Annotated in this window: 28 protein-coding genes; 14 read left to right on the forward strand and 14 right to left on the reverse strand. The window is 71.6% G+C overall.

Annotated features, from left to right (window positions below; translation table 11 throughout):
• Positions 1-4: 4 nt before the first annotated feature.
• Entirely contained in the window at positions 5-991 is a 987-nt protein-coding gene (locus VFO68_RS14035; protein WP_325158699.1) for a helix-turn-helix transcriptional regulator, read from the reverse strand.
• A complete protein-coding gene (locus tag VFO68_RS14040; RefSeq protein ID WP_325158700.1) occupies positions 988-1,971 on the reverse strand; it encodes a helix-turn-helix transcriptional regulator in 984 nt (327 codons plus the stop codon). Before VFO68_RS14040 ends, VFO68_RS14035 begins: the two co-directional genes overlap by 4 nt.
• 132 nt (positions 1,972-2,103) lie before the next feature.
• On the opposite strand from VFO68_RS14040, the gene VFO68_RS14045 reads away from it, so the two are divergent.
• The gene (locus VFO68_RS14045) at positions 2,104-2,823 is read left to right on the forward strand and encodes a FadR/GntR family transcriptional regulator (protein ID WP_325158701.1); all 720 of its coding nucleotides are present in this window, start codon (positions 2,104-2,106) and stop codon (positions 2,821-2,823) included.
• The gene (locus tag VFO68_RS14050; RefSeq protein ID WP_325158702.1) at positions 2,820-3,548 is read left to right on the forward strand and encodes a sterol desaturase family protein; all 729 of its coding nucleotides are present in this window, start codon (positions 2,820-2,822) and stop codon (positions 3,546-3,548) included. Before VFO68_RS14045 ends, VFO68_RS14050 begins: the two co-directional genes overlap by 4 nt.
• On the opposite strand, the gene VFO68_RS14055 is transcribed toward VFO68_RS14050, so the two are convergent.
• Positions 3,508-4,149 carry a TetR/AcrR family transcriptional regulator C-terminal domain-containing protein gene (locus VFO68_RS14055; RefSeq protein ID WP_325158703.1) on the reverse strand — a complete coding sequence of 214 codons (642 nt, stop codon included), beginning with the start codon at positions 4,147-4,149 and terminating at the stop codon, positions 3,508-3,510. The genes VFO68_RS14050 and VFO68_RS14055 overlap by 41 nt on opposite strands.
• A gap of 67 nt (positions 4,150-4,216) precedes the next feature.
• Here VFO68_RS14055 and VFO68_RS14060 point away from each other — a divergent pair, with 67 nt between their 5' ends.
• Positions 4,217-5,638: an FAD-dependent oxidoreductase gene (locus tag VFO68_RS14060; protein WP_325158704.1), complete on the forward strand. Its 1,422-nt coding sequence runs from the start codon at positions 4,217-4,219 to the stop codon at positions 5,636-5,638.
• Between the two features lie 171 nt (positions 5,639-5,809).
• Here the strand turns inward: VFO68_RS14060 and VFO68_RS14065 are convergent, their stop codons facing one another.
• Positions 5,810-6,511, reverse strand: a complete 702-nt coding sequence (locus VFO68_RS14065; RefSeq protein ID WP_325158705.1) for a TetR/AcrR family transcriptional regulator — start codon at positions 6,509-6,511, stop codon at positions 5,810-5,812.
• Between the two features lie 86 nt (positions 6,512-6,597).
• Between VFO68_RS14065 and VFO68_RS14070 the strand changes: the two genes are divergently transcribed.
• Positions 6,598-8,790: an MMPL family transporter gene (locus VFO68_RS14070; RefSeq protein WP_325158706.1), complete on the forward strand. Its 2,193-nt coding sequence runs from the start codon at positions 6,598-6,600 to the stop codon at positions 8,788-8,790.
• Positions 8,791-8,801: 11 nt separating this feature from the next.
• Here VFO68_RS14070 and pafA read toward each other — a convergent pair whose 3' ends face one another.
• Entirely contained in the window at positions 8,802-10,160 is a 1,359-nt protein-coding gene (pafA, locus tag VFO68_RS14075; RefSeq protein ID WP_325158707.1) for a Pup--protein ligase, read from the reverse strand.
• A gap of 132 nt (positions 10,161-10,292) precedes the next feature.
• Between pafA and VFO68_RS14080 the strand changes: the two genes are divergently transcribed.
• Positions 10,293-11,780, forward strand: a complete 1,488-nt coding sequence (locus VFO68_RS14080; protein WP_325158708.1) for a bifunctional phosphatase PAP2/diacylglycerol kinase family protein — start codon at positions 10,293-10,295, stop codon at positions 11,778-11,780.
• Between the two features lie 76 nt (positions 11,781-11,856).
• Positions 11,857-12,594, forward strand: a complete 738-nt coding sequence (locus tag VFO68_RS14085) for a class I SAM-dependent methyltransferase (RefSeq protein WP_325158709.1) — start codon at positions 11,857-11,859, stop codon at positions 12,592-12,594.
• 22 nt (positions 12,595-12,616) lie between these two features.
• On the opposite strand, the gene prcA is transcribed toward VFO68_RS14085, so the two are convergent.
• The 5 genes from prcA to arc form a co-directional block, all read right to left on the reverse strand.
• Complete coding sequence (gene prcA, locus VFO68_RS14090; protein ID WP_325158710.1) at positions 12,617-13,399, reverse strand: proteasome subunit alpha; 783 nt, start codon at positions 13,397-13,399, stop codon at positions 12,617-12,619.
• 33 nt (positions 13,400-13,432) lie between these two features.
• On the reverse strand, positions 13,433-14,299 hold the full coding sequence (gene prcB, locus VFO68_RS14095; RefSeq protein WP_325158711.1) for a proteasome subunit beta: 867 nt from the start codon (positions 14,297-14,299) through the stop codon (positions 13,433-13,435).
• A 46-nt stretch (positions 14,300-14,345) separates the two neighbouring features.
• Positions 14,346-14,540, reverse strand: a complete 195-nt coding sequence (locus VFO68_RS14100) for a ubiquitin-like protein Pup (RefSeq protein ID WP_325158712.1) — start codon at positions 14,538-14,540, stop codon at positions 14,346-14,348.
• 61 nt (positions 14,541-14,601) lie between these two features.
• Complete coding sequence (gene dop, locus VFO68_RS14105; protein WP_325158713.1) at positions 14,602-16,110, reverse strand: depupylase/deamidase Dop; 1,509 nt, start codon at positions 16,108-16,110, stop codon at positions 14,602-14,604.
• Between the two features lie 110 nt (positions 16,111-16,220).
• Positions 16,221-18,041 (reverse strand): proteasome ATPase, encoded by a 1,821-nt coding sequence (gene arc, locus VFO68_RS14110; protein ID WP_325158714.1) that lies wholly within the window; start codon positions 18,039-18,041, stop codon positions 16,221-16,223.
• 222 nt (positions 18,042-18,263) lie between these two features.
• Here arc and VFO68_RS14115 point away from each other — a divergent pair, with 222 nt between their 5' ends.
• From VFO68_RS14115 to VFO68_RS14130, 4 genes are all read left to right on the forward strand, one after another.
• A complete protein-coding gene (locus tag VFO68_RS14115) occupies positions 18,264-18,917 on the forward strand; it encodes a hypothetical protein (RefSeq protein WP_325158715.1) in 654 nt (217 codons plus the stop codon).
• A gap of 108 nt (positions 18,918-19,025) precedes the next feature.
• Positions 19,026-19,754 (forward strand): hypothetical protein, encoded by a 729-nt coding sequence (locus VFO68_RS14120; protein ID WP_325158716.1) that lies wholly within the window; start codon positions 19,026-19,028, stop codon positions 19,752-19,754.
• Between the two features lie 25 nt (positions 19,755-19,779).
• Positions 19,780-20,403, forward strand: coding sequence for a hypothetical protein (locus VFO68_RS14125; RefSeq protein ID WP_325158717.1), 624 nt, complete (start codon positions 19,780-19,782; stop codon positions 20,401-20,403).
• On the forward strand, positions 20,391-20,900 hold the full coding sequence (locus VFO68_RS14130) for a hypothetical protein (protein WP_325158718.1): 510 nt from the start codon (positions 20,391-20,393) through the stop codon (positions 20,898-20,900). Before VFO68_RS14125 ends, VFO68_RS14130 begins: the two co-directional genes overlap by 13 nt.
• 55 nt (positions 20,901-20,955) lie before the next feature.
• On the opposite strand, the gene VFO68_RS14135 is transcribed toward VFO68_RS14130, so the two are convergent.
• A complete protein-coding gene (locus VFO68_RS14135) occupies positions 20,956-21,789 on the reverse strand; it encodes a tRNA (adenine-N1)-methyltransferase (protein WP_325158719.1) in 834 nt (277 codons plus the stop codon).
• Between the two features lie 29 nt (positions 21,790-21,818).
• Positions 21,819-22,955 (reverse strand): site-2 protease family protein, encoded by a 1,137-nt coding sequence (locus VFO68_RS14140; RefSeq protein ID WP_325158720.1) that lies wholly within the window; start codon positions 22,953-22,955, stop codon positions 21,819-21,821.
• Between the two features lie 103 nt (positions 22,956-23,058).
• Here VFO68_RS14140 and VFO68_RS14145 point away from each other — a divergent pair, with 103 nt between their 5' ends.
• Positions 23,059-23,955 carry a RecB family exonuclease gene (locus VFO68_RS14145; protein WP_325158721.1) on the forward strand — a complete coding sequence of 299 codons (897 nt, stop codon included), beginning with the start codon at positions 23,059-23,061 and terminating at the stop codon, positions 23,953-23,955.
• Positions 23,955-24,731: a thioesterase family protein gene (locus VFO68_RS14150; RefSeq protein ID WP_325158722.1), complete on the forward strand. Its 777-nt coding sequence runs from the start codon at positions 23,955-23,957 to the stop codon at positions 24,729-24,731. The genes VFO68_RS14145 and VFO68_RS14150 overlap by 1 nt, the downstream gene beginning before the upstream one ends.
• Positions 24,732-24,737: 6 nt before the next feature.
• Here VFO68_RS14150 and hisG read toward each other — a convergent pair whose 3' ends face one another.
• Positions 24,738-25,583: an ATP phosphoribosyltransferase gene (gene hisG, locus VFO68_RS14155; protein ID WP_325158723.1), complete on the reverse strand. Its 846-nt coding sequence runs from the start codon at positions 25,581-25,583 to the stop codon at positions 24,738-24,740.
• Positions 25,584-25,593: 10 nt separating this feature from the next.
• Positions 25,594-25,857 (reverse strand): phosphoribosyl-ATP diphosphatase, encoded by a 264-nt coding sequence (locus VFO68_RS14160; RefSeq protein WP_325158724.1) that lies wholly within the window; start codon positions 25,855-25,857, stop codon positions 25,594-25,596.
• A 70-nt stretch (positions 25,858-25,927) separates the two neighbouring features.
• Between VFO68_RS14160 and VFO68_RS14165 the strand changes: the two genes are divergently transcribed.
• Complete coding sequence (locus VFO68_RS14165) at positions 25,928-26,194, forward strand: type II toxin-antitoxin system prevent-host-death family antitoxin (RefSeq protein ID WP_325158725.1); 267 nt, start codon at positions 25,928-25,930, stop codon at positions 26,192-26,194.
• Positions 26,179-26,479 (forward strand): hypothetical protein (locus VFO68_RS14170; protein WP_325158726.1); only part of this gene is annotated, 301 nt, incomplete at its 3' end. The genes VFO68_RS14165 and VFO68_RS14170, both read left to right, overlap by 16 nt.

Below are 26,479 nucleotides of genomic sequence, written 5' to 3' on the forward strand. Positions count from 1 at the left end.
AGGCTCACGGTAGCGGGTCCGGGATCAGGTGGCGGTCAGGTCCGGACCGGCGCAACGCCCGCAACGCCCGCTCCCGCAAGGCCTCGGCGAGGCCGGCCGGCCACTCGACGGTCACGTCACCGCCGTGCCCGAGCAGCAGCCGCACCATCCAGTCCGGGTCGGCGTAGCGCATCCGGATGCGTAGCCGCCCGCCCTCGAGCTCCTCGAGGTGCTCGACCGGGTAGTACTCGGAGATCCATCGGGCGTCCGGCTCCAGGATGAGCTGGGCCAGGTCCTGGTCGGGGTGCGGCCGGTACAGCCCGGCGGAGAGGTCGGTCTGCTCGGCGAACGGCGGCGGGGCGGCCGGTTCGTCCAGCACCGTCACCTGGTCCACCCGATCCAACCGGAACAGCCGCACGTCGTCGGCCCGGCGGCACCAGGCCTCCAGGTAGCCGCGGCCGTCCACGATCAGCAACCGCATCGGGTCGATGGTCCGCTCGGTGATCTCGTCCCGGGACGCGGTGTAGTAGGTGATCCGCATGGCCCGCCCGGTGTGCAGGGCCTGCTGGGCGACCCGCCGGGTGTTGGCGGTGGAGACGCCCTCGCGCACGCCCAGGCCGACCGCCACCCCGGACGGCTCGGCCTGTCCGGCCGCCGACTCGATCTTGGCCACGGCCCGGCGAACCGCGTCGGCGTCGACCATGCCCGGGGTGTCCAGCAGGGCCCGCAGCGCGACGAGCAGGGCGGTCGCCTCGGCGCCGGTCAGCCGCAGCGGCCGGCGCATGCCGGCGTCGTAGGTGACGGTGACGGTGTCCTCGTCCATGGACAGGTCGATCAGGTCGCCCGGCCCGTAGCCGGGCAGGCCGCACATCCACAGCAGCTCGAGATCCTTGCGGAGCTGTCTGGGGGTCACCCCGAGCTCGGTGGCCGCCTCGTCGATCGCGATACCGGGCCGGGCGATCAGGTAGGGCACCAGGGCGAGCAGCCGAGGCAGCCGTTCCTGCGACGTCATTCCTCCTCCCGGCCGACCACGGCGAGGTGGCGCTCGCGTACCGCCTTGCGCAGCACCTCGGGTTCGAGCACCACGACATCGGGGCCGAACCCGGCGATCCAGCCGGCGGCGGAGTCCGGGTCGAACAGCTTGAGCTCCACGACATCGCCCGAGACGCCGTCGAGGGTGCGCGGCTCCACCGGGGTGGCCCGCCTGCGCAGCCCGGCGGCGCGGTTGCGGGCCAGCCACAGCTGCACGGTCGTGGTGGGCGGGGCGGTGTCCTCGCGGCTGCCCTTGGCGACGAACTCGAGCAGGTTGACCCGCTCCGGACGGCGGAACGCGCCGGGGCGGCCGACCGGCCGGACCTCGCCGGCGATCCGGGACATCCGGAAGCAGCGCGGGGCGGCCCGGTCCTGATCATGGCCGACGACGTACCAGCGGCCGCGCCAGGACACCACGCCCCACGGCTCGATGGTGCGGGTGCGCAGCTCGGTCGGGCTCGGCCGGCGGTAGTCGAACCGGACCACCTGGGCGGCCTGGACGGCGGCCAGCAGCGGGCCGAACGCCGGCTCGGTGGTCCGGACCTTGGGCTCGACGACCGCGGGCGCCGCCTCGTCCACCTCGACACCGGCCGCGCGCAGCTTGAGCAGGGCGCCGTGCGCGGCCCCGGTCAGCTCCGGGGAGTCCCACAGCCGGACGGCCAGGGCGACCGCGGCCGCCTCGTCGGGTTCGAGGTCGATGTCGCCGAGCTCGTAGTCGCGCCGGGCGATGCGGTACCCGTCGATGGTGTCGAACGCCGAGTTGCGCCCCACCTCCAGCGGGATGCCCAGCTCCCGCAGCTCGGTCTTGTCCCGTTCGAACATCCGGAAGAACGCTTCGTCGCTGGGCGCGTCGGCGTACCCGGGGACGATGCCGCGAATCCGCTCGGCGGTCAGGTGGGACCGGGTGGACAGCAGGCACAGCACCAGGTTGACCAGACGTTCGGCGCGTGCGACGGACACCCCCGCACCCTAACGCGCCTGATCGCGAGTGGACGCGACAACGCACCGAACAAATGTGTGAACGGACCATCGATCCGGAGCACTGGTCTGACCACTTGACCTCTGACCGGTGCGCGGGTCAGGATGACGGGCATGGACCTGCAGCCCGTAGCCCGCCGGTCGGTGCCCGACGAGGTGTTCGAGCAGATCGTGGCCGAGGTCGTCGGGGGGGATCTCGCCCCCGGCGCTGTGCTGCCCAGCGAGCGCCGGCTGGCCGAGGTGCTGCGGGTGTCCCGGCCGGCGGTGCGCGAGGCGCTGCAGCGGATGGCGCAGGCCGGACTGGTCGAGGTACGCCAGGGCGACGCCACCACGGTGCGCGACTTCCGCCGGCACGGCGGGCTCGACCTGCTCCCCCGGCTGCTGCTGCGGGGCGGCGAGCTGGATCTCACCGTGGCCCGGAGCATCCTCGAGGCCCGGCTGCACATCGGACCGAAGGTGGCGGCGCTGGCCGCCGAACGGGCCGGCGGGCGCCTGGCCGCCGAGCTGCGCGCCGCCGCCGACGCGATCGAGGCCGACCCCGACCCGGTGGCCCGGCAACGGCACGCCCTCGTCTTCTGGGACCACGTGGTGGACGGCGCCGACTCGATCGCCTTCCGGCTGATGTTCAACAGCCTGCGGGCCGCCTACGAGCCCGCCCTGGACGCGCTGGCCGCCGTGATGGCCGCGGAGGTCGATCGGGTCAGCGCCTACCGCGCCCTCACCGCCGCGATCGGCTCCGGCGACCCGGAGTCCGCCCGGTCGGCCGCCGAGGACCTGCTCGGCCCGGCCACCGACCTGCTGCTGTCCGCCATCCGAACGCTGGAGGAAGCGTGACCAAGGCTGAGATCGAAAGCAAGGCTCAGGCACGCCTGCGCGCCGACGAGGCGGCGATCACCGGGTCGCGGCGGCGGAGTGTGTCGCTTTCCGACGCCGTCCGGGCGTTCTGGCGGCACCCGTCGCCGTGGATCATCGGCAGCCTGCTCGCCTGTGCGCTCACCGCCCGTGTACTGGTCGGCGACTGGCGGCTGTCCGACGCCTGGCTGCCGGTGCTGATGGTGGCCACCTTCCCGTTCTTCGAGTGGCTCGTGCACGTCTGCATCCTGCACTGGCGGCCGCGCCGGGTGGCCGGGCTGCGGCTGGACCCGCTGCTGGCCCGCAAGCACCGCGCGCACCACGCCGATCCCCGCGACGTGCCCCTGGTGTTCATCCCGTGGCAGGCGCTGATCTGGGTGGTCGCCGGGTACGTCGCCATCGGCGTGTTCGCCTTTCCCCGGCTCGGGCTCGGCCTGACCTTCCTGGTCGTGGTGGGCCTGCTGGGCCTGGGCTACGAGTGGACGCATTACCTGATCCACAGCGACTACCGGCCGCGCACCCGGCTCTATCGCGCGGTGTGGCGCAACCACCGGCTGCACCACTACAAGAACGAGCACTACTGGTTCACCGTGACCAGTTCCGGCACCGCGGACCGGGTCCTGCGCACCTACCCCGACCCGGAGCGGGTACCGACGTCGCCGACGGTCAGGGATCTGCACGCCCGAGAGTCGACCCCAACCCGCTGATGATCACCTGAAGCCCGTGCTCGAACCGGTCGTCGAAGTTGTCGAGCACCTCCGCGCCGGTGTCCCGCACGTGCGGTAGCGCGGGATCGACCCGCTCCGTGCGGGCGGCCAGGTCGTACTGCTCGGCGCGTTGCCCGGGCCGGGGATGGACCGCCTGCTCCTCGATGGTGAAGCCGATCGTGAAGCAGTAGATCGTGTTCAGGCCGCGCACCGCGTCGCGCGCGGAGAACCCGGCGCCGGTGAGCGTGCGGATGGCCCGTTCCATGGAGCCGTAGGCGGTGTCGTCGGTCAGAAAGGTGCCGCTGAACATCCGCGCGCCGTCCCGGTGGGACAGCAGCATCGCGCGCAGGCCGCGCCCGTAGGCCTCGGCAAGCTCCACCCAGTCGCCCGTGTCCGGCACGCCGAACCTGTCCAGGGCGTCGACCAGCAGCGTGGTCGCCATGGCGTCGAGCAACTCCTGCTTGTTCTTGAAGTGCCAGTACAGGGCCGGCGCCCGCACGTCCAGCTCGGCGGCGATCCGGCGCAGGGTCAGGCCCTCGAGCCCGACCTCGTCGAGCACGCGCAACGCGGTGCGCACCACGGTCTGCCGGTCCAACGCCATGGTTGACACCTTAACACCGTTCAAGTTACCTTAACGCCGTTCAATTTAACGACGTTAAGGAGATCTCGTGAACACCCAGGTGCTGATCGCGGGGGCCGGACCGACCGGGCTGGTGCTGGCCTGCGACCTGCTCCGGCGCGGCGTCACCGTCCGGATCGTCGACGCGGCCCCGGAGTTCCACACCGGCTCGCGCGGCAAGGGCCTGCAACCGCGCAGCCTCGAAGTGTTCGACGACCTGGGCCTGATCGAGCCGGTGCTGGCCGAGGCCGAGGAGTACCCGGTGCTGCGCCGCTACGCGGACGGCGCCGTGGTCTGGGAGGGCCGGACGCACGAGCCCGCCGCGCCGAGCCCGGCGCGGCCCTACCCCAACCTGCTGATGCTCCCGCAGGCGCGCACCGAGCAGTTGCTGCGTGCCCGGCTGGCCGAGCTGGGCGGCCGGGTCGAGCTGGGTGTCCGGCTGACCGGGTGCACCCAGGACGACCAGGGCGTGACGGCCACGCTGGAGACGGCCGGGCGCACCGAGCGGGTTCGGGCCGGCTACCTGGTCGGCGCGGACGGCGGCCGCAGCACCGTGCGCAAGGAGCTGGGCATCGGGTTCGCCGGGGACACCTACGAGACCGAGCGGATGGTGGTCGGCGACGTGCGGGTGGACGGGTTGGACCGCGAGCACTGGCACGCCTGGGGCCGGCCCGGCGACGAGGGCCGCTGGCTCGCGCTGTGTCCGCTGCCCGGCACCGGCTCCTTCCAGTTCATGGCGACCGTCGCCCCCGACGAGGCGCCGGAACCGACCGCGGCCACCGTGCGCCGGCTGATCGAGGAGGCGACCGGCGATCCGGACATCCGGCCGCACGAACCCACCTGGCTGTCGCTGTACCGGCCGAACATCCGGATGGCCGACCGGTTCCGGGCCGGCCGGGTGTTTCTGGCCGGCGACGCCGCGCACGTGCACTCACCGGCCGGCGGCCAGGGGCTCAACACCGGCATCCAGGACGCCTACAACCTCGGCTGGAAGCTCGCGGCCGGCTCGGAGGCGCTGCTGGACAGCTACGAGGAGGAGCGCCTGCCGATGGCCGCCGACGTGCTCGGGCTGAGCACGCGGCTGCACCACGCCCGCTCCGTGCGCCGCGACCCGGAGACCAACCAGCTCGGGATCGGCTACCGGGGCGGTTCGCTGTCCGATCCGGAGTGGACCGGAGAGCTGCGGCCCGGCGACCGCGCACCGGACGGGCGGTGCCGGGACGCGGGCGGGCAGCCGGTGCGGTTGTTCGACCTGTTCCGCGGCCCGCACTGGACGCTGCTCGCGGTGGGCGCCGAGCCTCCCGGCTCCCGGGCCGGCGTTCGGGCGCACGCCGTCGACACCGCCTACGACCTGCCGGCCGGAACGTTCGCCCTGGTCCGCCCGGACGGCTACGTCGGCCTGATCACGGCCGAGCCGGGCCGGGTCGACCGGTACCTCGACCTAGTCGGGTCGGTCAGCGGGAGCCTCTGACCTACCGGACCGGCCGACAGGCCACGCAGCCTGGTCTCCCGGGTCACCCAGCGGGAGCCTCTGACCCACCGGACCGGCCGACAGGCCACGCGGCCCGGTCTCCCCGGTCACCCAGCGGGAGCCTCTGACCTACCGGACCGGCCGACAGGCCACGCGGCCTGGTCTCCCGGGTCACCCAGCGGGAGCCTCTGAACCATCGCCCCGGCCGGCGGCCGCCAGCACGACCTCTTCGAGGTCCGCGGACAGCCGTTCGCCGGCCAGCCCCCGGCCCATGGCCAGGATGGTCCTGGCGATCGCCTCCTCCTGCATGGCCGCCGGCACGTCGCGCAGCGGGCCGTCCAGCAGCAGCATGGCCAGGCCGTGCGTGGCCGACCAGGCGGCCACCTCGGCGAACGGACGGCGGGCCGGCGGCAGGTAGCCGACCTCGACCAGCCGGTCCAGCAGGCCCACCAGCTGGCCGAACGGCGAGTTCTCCAGGTGTTCCTTGCCCAGCACCGCGCCGCCCTGGGAGAACGCGGTGCGGAACAGGCCCGGCTCGGCGAGCGCGAAGTCGATGTAGGCCCGCCCGGCGACGGCCAGGTCGCGGGCGGCCTGGTGCCGCGGGTCGGCCAGCGGCGGCAGGGCGCGCAGTGTCTTCTCGATGGCGGCGCCCAACTGCGCCAGGCACTGCTGCTTCGCGTCGGCCAGCAGTTCCTCGTGGCCGGCGTAGTGCCGGTACGCCGCGGTCGGCGTCACGCCGGCACGCCGGGCGGCCGCGCGGACGGTGACCGACTCAGGTCCGCCCTCGCGAGCGAGCTGGGCCGCGGCGTCGCCCAGAGCGTTGCGGAGATCGCCGTGGTGATAGCCGCGCTTCGGAGGACCTGAGAGTTCCATGAGAAGAATGTTGACGACTATAAACATCCGTGGCAAGTTGACCGCCGTAAAGTTTACGGGCATACACATGGTGAGTGGGGAGCACGATGTTCGGTCACATCGGTCGATTAGTCACCCGGCACGCACGGGCCGTCCTGGTCCTCACCGTGCTGCTCATGATCGGCGCGGGAGCCTACGGGTTCACCGCGTTCGGAAAGCTCAAAGCCCAGGGCTTCGCCGATCCCGGGGCCGACTCCGTGCAGGCCCAGGAGTTGATCGACAGCCAGTTCGGCGGCCGGACCAACCTGGTGTTCCTGGTCGAGGCGGACACCGGCACCGTGGACGACCCGGCGGTGCGGCAGGCCGGCGCCGACCTCACCGACCGGCTCGCCGGTGACGGCCGGCTCACCGAGATCACCTCCTACTTCAGCACCCCGGCACCACCGTTGCGCTCCACCGACGGGCGCTACGCCATCGTGCTCGCCCATCTCGCCGACGACGCCGACGAGGTGATCACCGATCTGCGGCAGCGCTACGCCGGCGCGGACGGCCCGGCGAGCGTGACCGTCGGCGGCGCGGCCGCGATCGGGCACGACGCCACCGAACAGATCGGCGCCGACCTGGTGCTGGCCGAGTCGATCGCCGTGCCGCTGATCCTGATCCTGCTGGTGTTCGCGTTCGGCAGCCTGGTGTCCGCGCTGCTTCCGTTGGTACTCGGCGCAATCGCCATCATCGGCACGTTCGCCGAACTGTCGTTGTTCGGCTCGCTCACCGACATCTCGGTCTACGCGATCAACCTGACCACCGCGCTCGGTCTCGGCCTGGCGATCGACTACGCGCTGCTGATGGTCAGCCGGTTCCGCGAGGAGGTCGCCGCCGGCGCGGACACCCACGCGGCCGTGATCACCACCGTGCGCACCGCGGGGCGGACCATCGTCTTCGGCGCCACCACGGTGGCCGCCGCGCTGGCCGTGCTGCTGTTGTTCCCGCTGTACTTCCTGCGCTCGTTCGCCTACGCCGGGATCGGCGTGGTCGCGATCGCCGCGCTCTCCGCGCTGTTCGTGCTTCCGGCGCTGCTGACCGTGCTCGGCCGGCGGGTCAACGCCGGACGGCTGCCGTGGGCCCGGCGGCGCGACCCCAGTGCCGTGTCGCCGTTCTGGGGCCGGATCGCCTCCGGGGCCATGCGTCGCCCGGTGCTGGCCGCCGCGCCGGTGCTGATCCTGCTGGTGCTGGCCGCCGTTCCGCTGCTGCGGGTCGAGTTCGGCGTGCCGGACGACCGGGTGCTGGCCAGCACCGCCGACACCAGGGTGGTCGGCGACACCCTGCGCACCGCGTTCAACGGCGACGAGAGCCGGGCCATTCAGGTGGTCACCACCGGGCCGGTGGACCGGGCCGCGATCGGCGACTACGCGGGCCGGCTCTCCGCACTGCCCGGGGTGGCCCGGGTGTCGTCCAGCGCGGGCGGGTTCGCCGACGGCCGGTCCACCGGCACCGGCCCGGCCGACGCACAGCTGACCGGGCGCGGCGGGCTGCAACGGTTGTCCGTGGTGACCGAGTCCGAGTCGGTCTCCGACGAGGCCCAGGCGCTGGTCGAGTCCGTGCGCGGCGTCCCGGGACCGGCCGGGGTGCCGGTCAAGGTGGGCGGGGCGGCCGCCGCTCTGGTGGACAGCAAGGACTCGATCGGCAGCCGGCTCCCGCTGGCCGTTGCGCTGATCGTGCTCACCACGTTCGTACTGCTGTTCCTGTTCAGCGGCAGCGTGTTGCAACCGCTGCGGGCCATGCTGTTCAACGTGATCGGGCTGGGCGCCACGCTCGGCGTGATGGTGCTGGTGTTCCAGGACGGTTGGCTGTCCTCGGCGCTGGGCTTCACCCCGCTGCCGCTGAACATCAACATGCTGGTGCTGCTGTTCTGCATCGCGTTCGGGCTGTCGATCGACTACGAGGTGTTCGTGCTCAGCCGGATCAAGGAGACGCACGACCGGGGCGTGCCCACCAGCGAGGCGGTGCCCTACGGCCTGTCCCGCACCGGCCGGCTGGTGTCCACCGCCGCGGCCCTGATCGCGGTCAGCATGTTCGCCTTCGGCACCAGCGGGGTCAGCTTCATCCAACTGTTCGGCCTCGGCACCGGCCTGGCGATCCTGATCGACGCCACCCTGATCCGCGGCATCCTCGTCCCGGTCGGCATGCGCCTGCTCGGCCGGGGCGCGTGGTGGGCGCCGCGGCCGCTGCGCCGGGTGCACGACCGCGTGGGACTGCGCGAGGCACCCGCGAGCACGGAACGCGAACGCGTCGGCGTGTAGGTCTTGGGCGGTTACAACGAGGCGATCAGGCGCTCGACGCGTTCGTCCACCGCGCGGAACGGGTCCTTGCACAGCACGGTGCGCTGCGCCTGGTCGTTGAGCTTGAGGTGCACCCAGTCCACCGTGAAGTCCCGGCCGGCCTGCTGTGCGGCGGCGATGAAGTCGCCGCGCAGCTTGGCCCGGGTGGTCTGCGGCGGGGTGTCCTTGGCCGCCTCGATCTCGCCGTCGTCGGTGACCCGGGCGACCAGGTCCTTGCGCTGCAACAGATCGAAGATGCCACGGCCGCGCCGGATGTCGTGGTAGGCCAGGTCGAGCTGGGCGATCCGGGGGCTGGACAGCTCCATGCCGTGCTTGGACCGGTAGCGCTCGACCAGCCGGTGCTTGATCGCCCAGTCGATCTCCCGGTCGATCTTGCCCAGGTCCTGCGCCTCCACCGCGTCCAACGTCCGGCCCCACAGCTCGATCACCCGGTCCGCGATCGGGTCGGGCGAGCGCCGGGACACGTGCTCGACCGCGCGCGCGAAGTACTCCCGCTGGATGTCCAGGGCCGAGGCCTCCCGGCCGCCGGCCAGCCGCACCAGCCGGCGCCCGGTCAGGTCGTGGCTGATCTCCCGGATCGCCCGGATCGGGTTGTCCAGACTGAAGTCCCGGAACTGCACGCCTTCCTCGATCATCTCCAGCACCAGGTTCGCGCTGCCGACCTTGAGCAGCGTGGTCGGCTCGGCCATGTTCGAGTCGCCGACGATCACGTGCAGCCGCCGGTAGCGCTCGGCGTCGGCGTGCGGCTCGTCCCGGGTGTTGATGATCGGCCGGGACCGGGTGGTGGCGCTGGAGACGCCCTCCCAGATGTGCTCGGCCCGCTGCGACAGGCAGTACACCGCGCCGCGCGGGGTCTGCAGCACCTTGCCGGCGCCGCAGATCACCTGCCGGGTGACCAGGAACGGCAGCAGCACGTCGGCGATCCTGGAGAACTCGCCGGCCCGGGTGACCAGGTAGTTCTCGTGGCAACCGTAGGAGTTGCCGGCCGAGTCGGTGTTGTTCTTGAACAGGAAGATGTCCCCGCCGATGCCCTCGTCGGCCAGCCGCCGCTCGGCGTCGACCAGCAGATCCTCCAGGATCCGCTCGCCGGCCTTGTCGTGCGTGACCAGTTGCACCAGGTCGTCACACTCGGCGGTGGCGTACTCGGGATGCGAGCCGACGTCGAGGTAGAGGCGTGAGCCGTTGCGCAGGAACACGTTCGAGGAACGCCCCCAGGACACCACGCGCCGAAACAGGTACCGCGCGACCTCATCCGGAGACAGCCTGCGCTGTCCGTGGAAGGTACAGGTCACGCCGAACTCGGTCTCGATGCCGAAGATCCGCCGCTGCATCCCTCTACCCTAAGCTCGAAACCGCCGAACTGGTCGCCCGGATCGCCCACAGGTTCACAAACATGACGTGCACTTCACCCGGGCGGCCCAGCATTCGGCAGGCCAGCGGCGCTGCAGGTAGCGTCAGCACCCGTGCTTGAGTGGCTACGGATGATCGCCTCCCGAATCAACGAGACCGACGTGACGATCGAGCGCCGGATCGCCCGGATCCCCCGGTCCGGCGCGGACACCGCGCTGGCGCGCATCACCACGGCGGCCAACCACAGCGTGCTGTGGTTCGTCATCGCGGCCGCGCTCGCCTCCCGGCGCGGGGTCACCCGGCGCGCCGCGCTGCGGGGCGTGGTGGCGATCGGTGGCGCCAGCCTGCTGACCAACGCCGTGGCCAAGCCGCTGATGCCGCGCCGCCGGCCGGCCGCCGACGCGCTGCCGGATTTCCGGACCCTGCCGGACCCGCCCACGTCGTCCTCGTTCCCGTCCGGTCACGCCGCGTCGGCGGCCGCGTTCACCACGGCGGTCGCCATGGAAAGCCCGGTCGCCGGGATGGTGATCGCTCCGCTGGCCGCCACCGTGGCCTACTCGCGGGTGCACACCGGCGTGCACTGGACCTCCGACGTCGTGGCCGGCGCCGCGCTGGGCGGGGCGGTCGCGCTGGCCACCCGGCGCTGGTGGGCGGTCCGGCCGGACGTGCCGGCACGGGCCCGGCCGCATGCCGACGTGGAGGCGTTACCGCAGGGTGACGGGCTGGTCGTGGCCGCCAACAAACATGCCGGCGACCGCTCGGTCGATCCCGCCGACGAGATCAACCAGGCGCTGCCGAAGGCCCGGATCGTGGCTCTGGAAGCCGGCGACGACCTCGTGGAGCGGCTGACCGCCGAGGTGGACGACAGCACCAAGGCAGTGGGCGTGGCCGGCGGCGACGGCTCGGTCGCGGCGGTCGCCGCGGTCGCCGAACGGCACCGGCTGCCGCTGGCCGTGCTGCCCGCGGGCACCCTCAACCACTTCGCCCGGGACATCGGCGTGGCCACCTTCGACGACGCGGCCGAGGCGATGCGCACCGGCGAGGCGGTCTCGGTGGACCTGGCCACGGTGCGGGTGGACGGCGCCGCGCCCCGGCCGTTCGTCAACACCGCGAGCATCGGCGGCTACCCGGACATGGTGCGGATCCGGGAGCGCTGGGAGCACCGGCTGGGCAAGTGGGTCTCGGCGGGCCTGGCGCTGATCCGCGTGCTGGCCGAGGCGCGGCCGCTGCACGTCACCATGGAAGGCCGGCGGCGGGCGGTCTGGCTGCTGTTCGTCGGCAACGGCCCCTACCACCCGCGCGGGATGGTTCCGGCTTGGCGGCCGGGCCTGGACACCGGTCTGCTCGACGTCCGCTATCTGCGGGCCGACGTGCGGATGTCCCGTACGCGGTTCCTGGTGGCGGCGCTGACCGGCACGCTGACCCGCAGCCGGGTCTACGTCCAGCGCGAGATCCCGCGGCTCACGGTCGACGTGCACGGCGAGCCCGTTGCGCTGGCCACCGACGGCGAGGTCCCGGCCAGCGGCACCCGGTTCGACTTCGCCGTCGCCGAGGCGCGGCTGACCGTGTACCGGCCGAAGGACCCCGAGATCACCCGTTAGAGATCTCGAGCCGGTTCCACGGCGGGCTTACGCTCGATCGCGAAGCGTTTCCACGCCACAGGTGGGAGACGGCCCGATGACCGTGACAGCCGGACCCGAACACGATCCGATCGCCAAGCGGTATGCCGCGTTCAAACGTTCGCACAAACCGGAGCCCGAAGAGCACACGGTGCGGGCCCTGCTCGGCAACCTCGACGGCGCCCAGGTGCTCGACCTGGGCTGCGGGTTCGGCCACTACGCCCGGCTGGCCAGCGACCTGGGCGCGATCACCGTGGTGGGAGTGGACATCTCCGAACCGATGATCACTTTGGCTCGCCGGATGGAGACCGAGGAGCCCCGCGGCATCGACTACCACGTGCACAACGTGGCCCGGCTCCCCCGGCTCGGCGCCTTCGACGTGGCCATCGCGGTCTGGCTGCTCAACTACGCCACCGGCCCGACCAACCTGACCGCGATGTTCGCCGCGATCCGGGCCAACCTGGCGCCCGGCGGCCGGCTCGTGGCGGTCACCGTCGGCCCCCGGTACAGCCCCTGGGGGTCGAGTTGGGAGCCCTACGGGCTGCGCGTGATCGAGGCGAGCGCCGACGGGCGGCGCACCCACCTGGTCATGGACCTGCTCACCAAGCCCACCGCGCGGCTGCGACTGTCCCAGTGGGACGGTGAGCTCTACGAGGAGTGCAGCGGCGAGGCCGGGTTCGGCTCGCTCACCTGGCACCAGGTCAGCATCCCGGTGGAGGCCATCGAGGCTCGCGGCGCCGAGTACTGGCAGGCCTACCGGGACAACCCGTTCGTCACCGCGTTGGAATGCCGTTGAGCTGTTTCCCAGGGCGCCCGCGTTACTTGGCCGGTGGTTCCGGCGTCTCCGGCGGAACCTCCGGACCCTTCTCCTCGTCGGCTGCCGGTTCCGCCGGCGTCTCGGCCTGCGGCAGCAGCGCCGCCAGCACCGGGCCTTCCAGGCGGCGGAACGCCCGGGTCGGCCGGGTGCGTTCCAGCACGGCCACCTCCAGCTTGCCGGGCGTGGGCGTGGAGTCGCCGTTGCTGGTGTTGGTGGTGGCCGCCGACAGCGCCCGCACCGCCAGGTGCACGGCGTCGGCCAGCGGCATCTCGGTCCGGTAGTCGTTCTTGATCACGGCGGAGATCGGGTCGGTCTGCCCGCCCATCACCAGGTGCTGCGGCTCGTCCACGATCGAGCCATCGTAGGTGAGCCGGTACAGCTGGTCGTCCGCGGGCGTCACGCCCACCTCGCCGACGCAGATCTCCACCTCGAACGGCTTGAGCTGGTCGGCGAAGATGCCACCGAGGGTCTGGCTGTAGACGTTGGCCAACTGGCGGGCCGAGACGTCGCGGCGGTCGTAGGCGTAGCCCCACAGGTCGACGTGCCGGATGCCGGCCCGGCGCAGGCTCTCGTACTCGTTGTACCGGCCGGCCGCGGCGAACCCGATCCGGTCGTAGATCTCGGAGACCTTGTGCAGGGTGGCCGACGGGTTCTCGGCCACGAACAGGATGCCGCCGCTGTACTTGAGCACCACCACGCTGCGGCCCCGGGCGATGCCCTTGCGGGCCAGCTCCGAGCGCTCCCGCAGCAGCTGCTCGGGCGAGGCATACAGCGGCAGGGTCACAGGTTGCTCCTCGTCTGTCCGGTGGTCATCGGGTCAGCCGCGCGGCGCGCGGGCCCGGTCGGCAACGACCGCCTCGGCGACCGCGGCGGCCTCGGCCTCGGGCACGTGCAGGGCGCCGTCCGCGGCGGTGATCGTGATGATCGTCGGGAAGATCCGGCGGACGATGTCGGGTCCGCCGGTGGCGGTGTCGTCGTCGGCGGCGTCGTAGAGCGCCTCGACGGCGTTGCGCAGGGCCGCGTCCCGGTCGCCGTCGGGGTCGTAGAGCTTCTTCAGCGCGGAGCGGGCGAACAGCGAACCCGAACCCACCGCGTGGAAGCCGGACCGCTCCTCGTACCGTCCGCCGGCAACGTCGTAGGACACGATCCGGCCGCCCCGGGCCGGGTCCGGCGCCTCGAGGTCGATACCGACGAACAGCGGGATCACGGCCAGGCCAGCCATGGCCATCTCCAGGTTCTGCCGCACCGTGATCGCCAGCTTGTTGGTCTTGCCCTCCAGGGACAGCGAGACGCCCTCGATCTTCTCGTAGTGCGCCAACTCCACCGCGTACAGCCGCACCATCTCCACGGCGATGCCCGCGACCCCGGCGATCCCGACGGCCGAGTAGGCGTCGGTCACGTAGACCTTGTCCATGTCGCGCTGGGCGATCAGGTTGCCCGACGTGGCCCGCCGGTCACCGGCGATCAGCACCCCGCCGTCGAACGCCACCGCCACGATCGTCGTGCCGTGGGGAAGGTCCACCTTGCCGGCGGACGCCACCGGCGCCGCTTGGCCGGTCCGCCTGCCGGGCAACAGGTCCGGCGCTTCGGCGCGCAGGAAGTCGGTGAACGACGACGTTCCCGTGGTCAGGTAGGCAGCGGAGAGCCGTGCGCCGGGCGTGGCGCGGTGCGAGGTGTGGTCCATGCCCTTCTTTCGTTCCTAGATCCCTACACGCGACACGACGACGGGGTTACTCGCCGCCCTTTTGAACGTAGGCGCGGACGAAGTCCTCGGCGTTCTCCTCCAGGACGTCGTCGATCTCGTCGAGAATCGTGTCGACATCCTCGCCGAGCTTCTCCCGGCGTTCCTGACCGGCCGGCGCGCCGCCGTCGACATCTTCGTCGCCGTCACCGCCGCCTTGCCGCTGCACGTGTTCCTGAGCCATCTCGCCTCCCGTTGTGGCTGGCCTACCTCAAACACTACCGATCAGGGCCGACATCCGACCATCAACGCCGGCCTCCACCGGTCAGGGTGTCCACCAGCTCTTCAGCGGTAGCCGAGGCCTCCAGCAGGTCCCCCACGTGCGCCTTGGTGCCGCGCAGCGGCTCCAGCGTGGGGATGCGCACCAGCGACTCCCGACCGATGTCGAAGATCACCGAGTCCCAGGACGCGGCCGCGATCGCGTTCGGGTACCGCTCCAGGCACCTGCCGCGGAAGTAGGCCCGGGTGTCCAGCGGCGGATTGATCATCGCCGCGGTCACCTCCTCCTCGGTCACCAGGCGCTTCATCGAGCCCCGGGCCACCAGGCGGTTGTACAGGCCGCGGTCCAGCCGCACGTCGGAGTACTGCAGGTCGACCAGCTGCAGCCGGGGCGAGGACCAGTTCAGGCCGTCCCGGGCCCGGTAGCCCTCCAGCAGCCGCAGCTTGGCCGGCCAGTCCAGCCGGTCGGCGCACTCCTGCGGGTCCCTGGCCAGGGCGTCGAGCACGTCGCCCCAGGTCTGCAGCACGTCCTCGGAGACCCGGTCGATGTCGGAGCGCTCCAGGTGCCTGGACGCCAGCTCGTGGTAGGCGAACTGCATGTCCAGGCCGGTGAACCGGCGGCCGTTGGCCAGCTCGACGGTGGCCTTCAGGGTGGGGTCGTGGCTGATCGTGTGCACCGCCCGGACCGGGTCGGCGAGCTTGAGCTGGTCGAACCGCACGCCTGACTCGATCAGGTCCAGCACCAGGGCCGTGGTGCCGACCTTGAGGTAGGTGGACAGCTCGGCGAGGTTGGCGTCCCCGATGATCACGTGCAGCCGGCGGTACTTGTCGGCGTCGGCGTGCGGCTCGTCCCGGGTGTTGATGATGCCGCGCTTGAGCGTGGTCTCCAGGCCGACCTCGACCTCGATGTAGTCGGCGCGCTGCGACAGCTGGAAGCCGGCCTCCTCGCCGGACACGCCGATGCCGACCCGGCCGGAGCCGCAGACGACCTGGCGGGAGACGAAGAAGGGGGTGAGCCCGCCGATCACCGCGGTGAACGGGGTGCTGCGGGCCATCAGGTAGTTCTCGTGGGTGCCGTAGCTCGCGCCCTTGCCGTCCACGTTGTTCTTGTAGAGCTGAAGCCGGGACTGGCCGGGCACGGTGGCCGCGCGCATGGCGGCCTCCTCCATGACCCGCTCGCCCGCCTTGTCCCAGATCACCGCGTCCCGGGCGTTGGTCACCTCGGGCGCGGAGTACTCGGGGTGCGCGTGGTCGACGTAGAGCCGGGCGCCGTTGGTCAGGATCACGTTGGCCGCGCCCAGGTCCTCCACCTCGGGGTCGGACGGGGGCATCCCCGGCGCGCCGAGATCGAACCCGCGCGCGTCCCGCAGCGGGGACTCGACCTCGTAGTCCCACCGCGCCCGCCGCGCCCGCGGGATGTCCGCCGCAGCGGCGTAGGCGAGCACCACCTGGGTGGAGGTCAGCACCGGGTTCGCCGTCGCATCCCCCGGTACGGCGATCCCATACTCGACCTCGGTACCCATGATCCGGCGCATGACCTCAGCCTACGGGCCACACTCGAGCCGCACTCGAGCCGCCCGAGAGTGCGGGTATGCCGAGGCCGCCCCACCGGAAGTGAGGCGGCCTCGGGAGTGCGTCATACCGGTCAGAGGTACTGGCCGGTGTTGGTGGCCGTGTCTATGGCCCGACCGGACTCCTGGTTCTTGCCGGTGACGAGGGTGCGGATGTAGACGATGCGCTCCCCCTTCTTGCCGGAGATGCGGGCCCAGTCGTCCGGGTTGGTGGTGTTGGGCAGGTCCTCGTTCTCCGCGAACTCGTCGATGATGGCGTCGATGAGGTGCTGGACGCGCAGGCCGGGCTGGTTGGTCTCCAGCACGGACTTGATCGCCGCCTTCTTCGCCCGGTCCACGATGTTCTGGATCATGGCGCCGGAGTTGAAGTCGCGGAAGTACAGGACCTCCTTGTCGCCGTTGGCGTAGGTGACCTCGAGGAAGCGGTTCTCGTCGGTCTCGGCGTACATCCGCTCGACCGTGTGCTGGATCATCGCCTCGATGCACGCGCCCGGGTCACCGCTGAACTCGGCCAGGTCGTCGGCGTGGATCGGCAGGGTCCGGGTCAGGTACTTGGAGAAGATGTCCTTGGCCGCCTCCGCGTCCGGACGCTCGATCTTGATCTTGACGTCCAGCCGGCCGGGCCGCAGGATCGCCGGGTCGATCATGTCCTCCCGGTTGGAGGCGCCTATCACGATGACGTTCTCCAGGCCCTCGACGCCGTCGATCTCCGACAGCAGCTGGGGCACGATCGTCGTCTCGACGTCGGAGGAGACACCGGAGCCACGGGTCCGGAAAATCGAGTCCATCTCGTCGAAGAACACGATCACCGGGGTGCCCTCGGAGGCCTTCTCCCGAGCCCGCTGGAAGATCAGCCGGATGTGCCGCTCGGTCTCGCCGACGAACTTGTTCAGCAGCTCCGGGCCCTTGATGTTGAGGAAGTAGGACTTCGCCTCGGTGGGCGTGCCCTCCTTGCCCCTGGTCGCCGCGACCTGCTTGGCCAGCGAGTTGGCCACGGCCTTGGCGATGAGCGTCTTGCCGCAGCCGGGCGGGCCGTACAGCAGCACGCCCTTGGGCGGGCGCAGCTCGTACTCGCGGAACAGGTCGGAGTGCAGGAACGGCAGCTCGACCGCGTCGCGGATCTGCTCGATCTGCCGGAACAGGCCGCCGATGTCGGCGTAGTCGACGTCCGGCACCTCCTCCAGCACCAGGTCCTCGACCTCGGCCTTGGGCACCCGTTCGTAGGCGTAGCCGGACTTGGTGTCGACCAGCAGCGAGTCGCCGGGCTTGAGCGGCGAGTCGGCCAGCGGGTCGGCGAGCCAGACCACGCGCTCCTCGTCGGCGTGGCCGACGACCAACGCGCGCAGCGGCCGGCCCTCGTCGGTGTCGGAGGCGAGCAGCTCGCGCAGGGTGGACACCTCACCGGTGCGCTCGAAGGTGCCCGCCTCGACCACGGTGAGCGCCTCGTTCAGCCGTACCGACTGGCCGCGACGCACCTCCTCCACGTCCACGGCCGGCGACACCGCGACCCGCATCTTGCGGCCGGCGGTGAACACGTCGACGGTTCCGTCTTCGTGGCGGTCGAGGTAGACGCCGTATCCACTCGGCGGTTGGGCCAGTCGGTCCACTTCCTCGCGCAGGGCGAGCAGTTGGCTGCGCGCCTCCCGCAAGGTGTCGACGAGCTTGGCGTTGCGCTCGGTCAGCTGGCTGACCCGCTCGGACGCCTCCGCCAACCGTTGCTCAAGCAGCCGCGCGTGGCGCGGCGACTCGGTCAGCTTCCGGCGTAGCAAAGCGACTTCCTCTTCGAGGAAGCGGATCTGCGCGGACTCGGAGGGCTCTCGCCCTCCCGCCCGCTCCATTCCAGAGCCGTGCTCGTCGGCCTCCTCCGGCCGACCGCCGGGACGATCGTGCTGCATGGCCGGCACCTCCTCCCGAACTAGTACCTCCACGGTACCGGGGGACTCCGACAAGAAAAGACCATCCGCATGTCGGAACCGCCGGGTCACAGAACCGAAACCTGCTCTAGCCGGCTCGACGCGTCCACCCGGTTCGAGTGGGAACCGGATACCCACTACCGTGCGTCAGGAACGTAGGACCATCAGCACGGGTCCGCGATCGTCCCCACCGAGGAGCCTGCGATGTCCCAACCGCCCTATCCGCCGGGCCCGCCGAACGGCCCCCAACCCGGCTACGGCTACCAGCCAGGCCCAGGTCAGGTGCCTGGTGGCTATCCCGGCCAGGGCGGTTACCCCCAAACCGGCGGCTACCCGCAGCAGCCCGGATACGGTCAGTACGGCCAACCGGGTCAATACGGGCAAACACCCCAATACGGTTACCCCGGCGGGTACGGCCCGCCCGTCCCGCCGCCGCGCAAGAGCCCGCTGCCCTGGATCCTGGCCGGCGGCGGGGTACTCGTCATCGCCGCCGCGGTGGTACTCATCCTCACTCTGACCAGTGGGTCGGACACCAGCAGTCCTCAAGCGGTTGCCGAGGCGGTTGTCAGCGCGGTCAACGAGCGGAACCCCGACAAGATCGCGGCGCTGAGTTGCGAGGAGTACAAGGACGACGCGCGGATATCCCTCGAGGGTGGGCCACAGTCGGCGGACAGCCAGGTCCACGTCGAACTGCGGGGCGTGGAGCAGAAGGGGGACGACAAGGCTGAAGCCACAGTCCACCTCACGGGCTCCAAGGTCCGGGCGGCCAACGGAGACTTCAAGCTTCTGCTGGTCAAGGAGAACGGCGACTGGAAGTTCTGCGGGTTCCCAGGTCTCAACGGCGCCGGCAACAACTGAAGCCAGTCTGCGACCCACGTCCCCCCGGCGACGTCGCGCCCGGCGCGAAATAGCATGGGTTGTCGAACCACGTCATGACCAGCAGCAGCACAGGAGTCAGGGGCCAAGATGACCTATCCACCGCAACCGCCGGGTGGCGGCCCCTACGGCCCGCAGCAGCCGCCCGGTCCCTACGGCCAGCAGCCACAAGGCCCCTACGGGCCGCAGCCCGGTCCGTACGGACCGCCGCAGCCGGACCCGTACGGCGGCCAGCAGCCCGGGCCCGACCCGTACGGGCCACCCACCCCCTACCAGGGGCTCGGCGGCTTCCCGCCGCCACCGCCGCCGAAGAAGAACAACACCATGATCATCGTCGTCGTGGTGGTGGCGGTGCTGGTGCTGGGCGGCGCGGCCGCCACGATCTACTTCCTCACCAACAACAAGGACGACAAGACCACCACGGCCGGCCCGAACAGCAGTCCCCAGAGCGCTCCCAAGACCAAGCCCGAGAACAAGCCGAGCGACTCCAACGACGACGACGAGTCGAACAGCCCGACCGCGATCCAGCGGGCCTACATGGAGGCCTACGAGAGCAAGCAGTTCGGCGCGATCGTGGAGAACGCCTGCCAGGCCTACAAGGACAAGTTCGGCACCGACACCAGTGAGCTGGAGGAACAGCTCGCGCCGTGGGACATCAAGGCCGAGAACGGCGGCGACCCGGAGGTCACCGGCAACTCGGCCACCGCCCTGATCAACCTCGAGCTGACCAAGGGCAGCGAGACCAAGACACCGAAGATCAAGATCAAGATTGTCAAGGAGGGCGGTCAGTGGCGGTTCTGCGGCGAAGGCGAAGCCTGACCCCCCAGCAAAGGAGTCGGGGAGCATGACCCAGTCGCCACACCAGCCCGAACCGCAGGGCGCGTTAGACCAGACCGTCCAGATGCCGGCGCCGGACGGTCCGCCGGGCCGTAAGAGCCGGGCCGGGATGATCACCGCCCTGGTCGTCGCGGCCGTTCTGGTCGGCGGGGGCATCGCCGTCGCCATCTATCTGGCGAACCGCGACGACCCGGCGGGTAACGCCGCGCCCAACCCGGCCGGCACCTCCTCCAGCGGCAGACCGGAGCCGACGGCGTCGACCGGGCCGTCCACCGGCGTCAGCGTGACGCTGCCGTCCGGCGTCACCCCGAGCGGCGCCACGCCCACCGGGCCGGCCGAGCCGCCCGCGCAGGGCGCGCAGGTCGACCCGGCGGTGCAGGAGACCGCGCAGCGCTACGCCAAGGCCGTCTCCGACCGGGACGAGGCCACCGCGAAGTCGCTGAGCTGCAACAACCAGGAAGCCGGGATCCTGTTCGAGAACGACACCAAGGTCGAGGTGATCGGCAAGACGCAGATGCTCGACGCCACCAGCGCGACCATCGACGTCAAGGTCACCATCGGCCAGGCCGAGCCGCTCGAGGGCTTCCCGCTGCTGCTCACCAAGGAGCCGAGGGGCTGGTGCGTCTCGTGAGCGAGACCCAGCCGGACACCGGGACCGCTCCGCGGAAGGTCAGCCAGCGGACGATCGTCATCGCCGTGCTGATCGCCGCGGTGGTGCTCGCCGCCGTCGCCGTCCTGATCTTCGTGCTGAGCAAGGACGACGACAAGGCGCCGGACACGTCCAACTTCGCCGCGACGTCCAGCCCGGCCGTACCGCCGCCGTCCTCGGTTCCGGGCACCGCGGCGCCCTCGGGTGGCGCGGCGGCGCAGACCGCCACCGTCCAGGGGGTCGCCGAGCAGGTCGTTCAGGCGTTCAACGCGCACGACCCGGCGGCGCTGAAGAAGATCAGCTGCGACCAGCAGTCGACCGAGCTGCCCATCCCGCCGGAGGCCAAGGTGGAGCTGGTGTCGGCGCCCGAGCTGACCGGGGACACGGCGACCGTGCAGCTGAAACTGACCATCGGCGAATCCTCCACCACCATCCCGTTGCCACTGCGCAACCAGGACGGGAGCTGGTGCGCTGATTAGGGGGCACCCGCCTCTCCGGATTCCGATCCGCAGGACACGCACCGGTGGTCCAGCGCTATCCCCGGCTCGGCCGGCGCTGCGGGCGCGGGGGCACGACGCCCTCGGCCAGCCGGCGGGTGCCGACCAGGAACGCCGTGTGCGCGATCATCCGGTGCTCCGGCCGAACGGCCAGGCCGACCGCGTGCCAGGGCCGCATGAGCGTCTCCCAGGCTTGCGGTTCGGTCCAGCACTGCTGCTCCCGCAACGCTTCGGTCACCCGGGACAGCTGCGTCGTCGTGGCCACATAGGACACCAGCACGCCGCCCGGGATCAGGTTGGCCGCGACCGTCGGCAGCACGTCCCACGGGGACACCATGTCCAGCACCACCCGGTCGACCTCACCGGTGTGCGTGGCGAGATCGGCGAGCCGAAGGTCCCAGTTGGACGGTCGGGAGCCGAAGAACTCGGTCACGTTCCGCTCGGCGTGCTCGGCGTGGTCGGCGCGGACCTCATAGGACAGGACCCGCCCGGCCGGACCGACCGCGCGCAGCAGCGAACAGGTCAGCGCCCCTGAGCCGGCGCCGGCCTCCAACACCCGCGCGCCCGGGAACACGTCGCCCCACATGATGATCTGCGCCGCGTCCTTGGGATAGATCACCTGCGCGCCGCGTGGCATGGACAGCACGTAGTCGGCCAGCAGCGGGCGCATGGCGAGGTAGGAGGTGCCGCCGGCCGAGACGATCACCGACCCCTCCGCCCGGCCGATCACGTCGTCGTGCGCGATGCCGCCGCGGTGGGTGTGGTACTGGCCGCCCTCGGTGAGCACCAGGGTGTAGCGCCGTCCCTTCGGATCGGTGAGCTGAACGCGATCTCCGGCCCGGAACGGACCACTGGCCGTACGTGCTGTCACGGGGAGATCATCGCCTCCGAGCCGGGGCGTCAGGATGCCGGGTAGGACTCCAGCGCGGCTCGCAGGTCCTCCCGCCGCAGCACGCCGGACGGGCGGCCCTCCTCGTCGACCACCAGGAACTGCCAGGCGGCGGTGTCCAGCACGCGGTCCACGATGTCCTCCCCCGGTTCGGAGGCCAGCAGCACCGACTCGGGCCGGATGGGCTCGGCGGCGAACTCCGCGGGCGCCCTCGGCGAACGCTGGGCGAGCCGCTCGGCGGCCGCCCGGTCGAGCAGCCCGGCCGCGACGCCGTCGGCCCGGACCAGCACCACCCCCCGGCCGGCGGCCGCGGTCAGCGCGCTGGCCACCGGGCTCTCGGCCGGCAGTTGCAGAACGGGACTGACCAGGTCGGCCAGGCGCAGGCCCGGCGGCCATCCCGGACGCTGCTCGTGGGCCAGCTCGCCGCTGGCGCCGTCGATGACGAACCAGGCGGTGACCAGGCACCCGCCGAGCCGCAGCCAGCGGTCCGGGCTGTCACTGACCAGACCCCACACCGCCCAGGCCAGCAGCACCCCGGCGACCAGCCAGCCACCGACCACCGCCGCCCGGGTTCCGTCGCCCCGCCGGCCGGACAGCGCCCACACCCCGGCCCGCAGGATGCGCCCGCCGTCCAGGGGCAACCCGGGCAGCAGGTTGAACACGGCGACCGCCGCGTTGGCGAACACGCACTCCAGCACCAGCAGCCGCACCGCACCCTCGTCCGGCACGACCAGCAGCACCAGCCAGCACAGCGCGGCCAGCAGCACCGACACCGCAGGCCCGGCCACCGCCACCACGAACTCGTGCCGGGGCCGGCGCGGTGTCCTGGCGATCTCGGACAGACCGCCGAGCAGGAACAGTCGCACCCGGCGCACCGGCAGACCCAGCCGCAGGGCGGCTACGCAGTGGCCCAGCTCGTGGGCCAGCACCGACGCGCCGAGCAGCACGGCGAACATCATGGCCAGCAGGAACGCCGCCGGTAAGTCGATGCCGGGCAGGAACCGGAAGACCAGCGGGGTGTAGAAGACGACCACCACGGCGGAGCCGAGCCACCACGACGGGGCCAGCAGGACCGGCACCCCGGCGAACCGGAACAGCCGCAGCCCGCCGTCCTGGTTCGCCGACTGCGCCCAGCTCGTCGTGGTCACACGGGCAGCGTAGGTGGCCGGCTGTCAACCCCGCATGGGTTCGGCGGGACACGCCCGAGCGGGGCGGTCGGGGATGTCGGTGCCCTGGCCTACTGTTTGGACCATGACGGACACGGCCGCCCCCGTCGCGGCGCAGGAGCCTCCACCGGGCGAGGCATCCGCACCGCGCCGCCCGGCGCTGTCGCCGTCGCGCGCCAGCGACTTCAAGGTGTGCCCGTTGCTCTACCGGTTCCGGGCGATCGACCGGCTGCCCGAGACTCCGTCCGCGGCCCAGGTGCGCGGCATCGTGGTGCACGCCGTGCTCGAGGAGCTGTTCGGCCTGCCCGCGGCCGAGCGCGTGCCCGAGCGGGCGCACCAGCTGGTCGCGCCGGCCTGGCGGCGGGTGTGCGCGGAGCGGCCCGAGCTGGCCGAGCTGTTCCAGGCCGGCGACGACGCCTCGGTCGCCGAGTGGCTGGCCTCGGCGGGCGAGCTGCTCGACGGGTACTACGGGCTGGAGGATCCCAGGCTGGTGCACCCCGAGGCCCGGGAGCTGCTGGTGGAGACCGAGCTGGCGTCCGGGGTGCTGCTGCGGGGCTACATCGACCGGCTGGACGCCGCACCCACCGGCGAGCTGCGCGTGGTCGACTACAAGAGCGGCGCGGCGCCCCGCGAGTTCAACGAGGCCAAGGCGCTGTTCCAGATGAAGTTCTACGCGGTCGCGCTGTGGCGGCTGCGTGGCGTGGTGCCCCGCCAGCTGCGGCTGATGTACCTGGCCGACCGGCAGTCCCTGACCTACACGCCGGACGAGGCCGAGCTGGCCCGGTTCGAGCGCACCCTGGACGCGATCTGGCAGGCGATCCTCAGGGCCGGACGCACCGGCGACTTCCGGCCGAACCCGAGCCGGCTGTGCGACTGGTGCTCGCACAAGGAGCGGTGTCCGGCCTTCGGCGGCACGCCGCCGGACTATCCGGGCTGGCCGGAACCGGACGGCGAGGAATCCGTAGTGGACAGGGCGGACTGATGGGTGAGGCGTTCTTCGAACCCCTTGGCGGGGGTCGGTTCCGCTCGACGGAGCACACCAACGGGCCGTGGGCGGAGGGCAGCCAGCACCTCGGTCCGCCCAGCGCGCTGCTGACCCGGGAGCTGGAGCGGCTGCCCACCACCACCCCGAGCATGATCAGCCGCATCACCGTGGAGATCCTCGGCCCGGTGCCGGTCGCCGAGCTCGAGGTGTCGGCCGCGGTCGAACGCCCCGGCCGGTCGGTGGAGTTGCTGGCGGGCGAGATCCGGGCCGGCGGCCGAACCGTGGTGCGCGGCCGCGCCTGGCGGATCGTGCGGTCGGACAGCACGGCGGTGCTCGCCGGCTTCCCGGACCCGATCAGCCCGCCCGAGGAGGCCGTGCCGGTGACCCGGCCGGAGGGTTGGGGCAACGGCTACCTGGACGCGATGGAATGGCGGGCGCTGCGCGGCTCCTTCGCCGGCCCCGGTCCCGCCACCATCTGGGCACGGGCCCAGGTCGACCTGGTCGCCGGGGAACCGGCCTCCGGGCTGCAACGCCTGCTCACCGTCGCCGACTCCGGCAACGGCGTGTCCAACCGGCTGGACCCGCGGCACTGGTGGTTCATCAACACCGAGCTGACCGTGCACCTCTACCGCGAGCCCACCGGTGAATGGATCGGCATCGACGCCAACACGGTGATCGGGCCGGACGGGATCGGCGCGGCCCTGTCCACCCTGCACGACCTCGACGGCCCGGTGGCCGCCGGCGCCCAGTCGCTGATGGTGCGTCCCAGGTAGCGCGCCCTACAGCCGGCAGGAGCGGATGTCGAAGGCGAGCACGGCCCGGGCGCCGAGCTCGGCGAGCTGGTCCATGATCGGGTTGACCTCGTTGCGCGGCACCATGGCACGGACCGCCACCCACTCCGGTGAGGCGAGCGGGGCGACGGTCGGCGACTCCAGACCGGGCGTGATCGCGATCGCGGCATCCAACAGCGACTTCGGGCAGTCGTAGTCGACCATCATGTACTGCTGGGCGAACACCACACCGCGCAGCCGGGCGGTCAGCTGGTCCTTGACCGCCGAGGCCGGAGAATCCTTGCGCTGCAACAGAACCGCCTCGGAGACACAGATCGGGTCACCGAACGGGAGCAGCTGGTGCTGGCGCAGGGTCCGGCCGGAGCCGACCACGTCCGCGATCGCGTCAGCGACCCCGAGCTGCACGGAGATCTCCACCGCGCCCTCCAGCCGGATCACCGTCGCCGACACCCCGTGCCGGGCCAGGTCGTCGCGCACCAACCGCGGATACGCGGTGGCCAGCCGTTTGCCGGCCAGGTCCGCGACCGTCCACTCCGGACCGGAGGGCGCGGCGTAACGGAACGTGGACGACCCGAAGCCGAGCGCCAGCCGCTCCTCGACCGGCGCGCCGGAGTCCAGCGCGAGATCGCGCCCGGTGATGCCCAGGTCCACGTCGCCGGAGCCCACGTAGATGGCGATGTCCTTGGGGCGCAGGAAGAAGAACTCCACACTGTTGGCGGGATCGAGGACGGTGAGATCGCGCTGCTCGTGCCGCTGCCGGTAGCCGGCCTCGACGAGCATCTCGGACGCGGACGCGGCCAGCGCACCCTTGTTCGGCACGGCCACACGCAGCATTCTTCGCTCCTTAGAGGTGACGGTAGACGTCCTCGAGCGTGAGCCCCCGGCCGAGCATCAGCACCTGTACCCGGTAGAGCAACTGGGAGACCTCCTCGGCCAGCCGCTCGTCGGACTCGTGCTCGGCGGCGATCCACACCTCGCCGGCCTCCTCGAGCACCTTCTTGCCCTGTGCGTGCACACCCGCGTCCAGCGCGGCCACCGTGCCGGAACCCACCGGACGCGCCCGCGCCCGCTCAGTGAGTTCGGCGAACAACTCGTCGAACGACTTCACGAGCCCGAATCCTTTCATCCCACCCCATCGAGTGACGCCCGCCACCCCACCCCATCGATAACCTGATCACATGCGTTCCATGACCACCGCCGAAGCCTCCGCGAACTTCGCCGCCCTTCTCGCGGCCGCCGAACACGGGGAGACGATCGTGGTGACCCGCGACGGCGTTCCGGTCGGCCGCTTCGTCCCGGAACGATCCGTTGCCGAACGCATCGCCGAGGTGCTGGACCGGTACCCGCTCAGCCCCGAAGCCGCCGAAGACCTGGCCAGGACCATCGAGGAGAACCGCGCGCTGATGAACGCCGGGGACAGCGTGCGCCAGTGGCCGATCGACTGATCCTCGACACCGGGGTGATCGTCGCGGCCGAACGTCAGCGGCTGGAACTGCGTGCCGTCATCGGCGACCGCGACCCAGCCATCTCGGCGGTCACCGCGATGGAGCTGCTGGCCGGAGTCGATCAAGCTCACCCGGCGTACCGCGACATGATCGCGCTGAACGCCGAGGCGTGGCTCGCCATCATGCCGATCGAGGACTACACGGTGGAGGTGGCTCGCGCGCACGCCTATCTGGCGATGCACGCCCGGCGCGCCGGGCGGCCGCGCGGCGCCCTCGATCTGGTCA

It is taken from the genome of Actinophytocola sp. (genome assembly GCF_035712165.1).
GTDB lineage: Bacteria > Actinomycetota > Actinomycetes > Mycobacteriales > Pseudonocardiaceae > DASYTH01.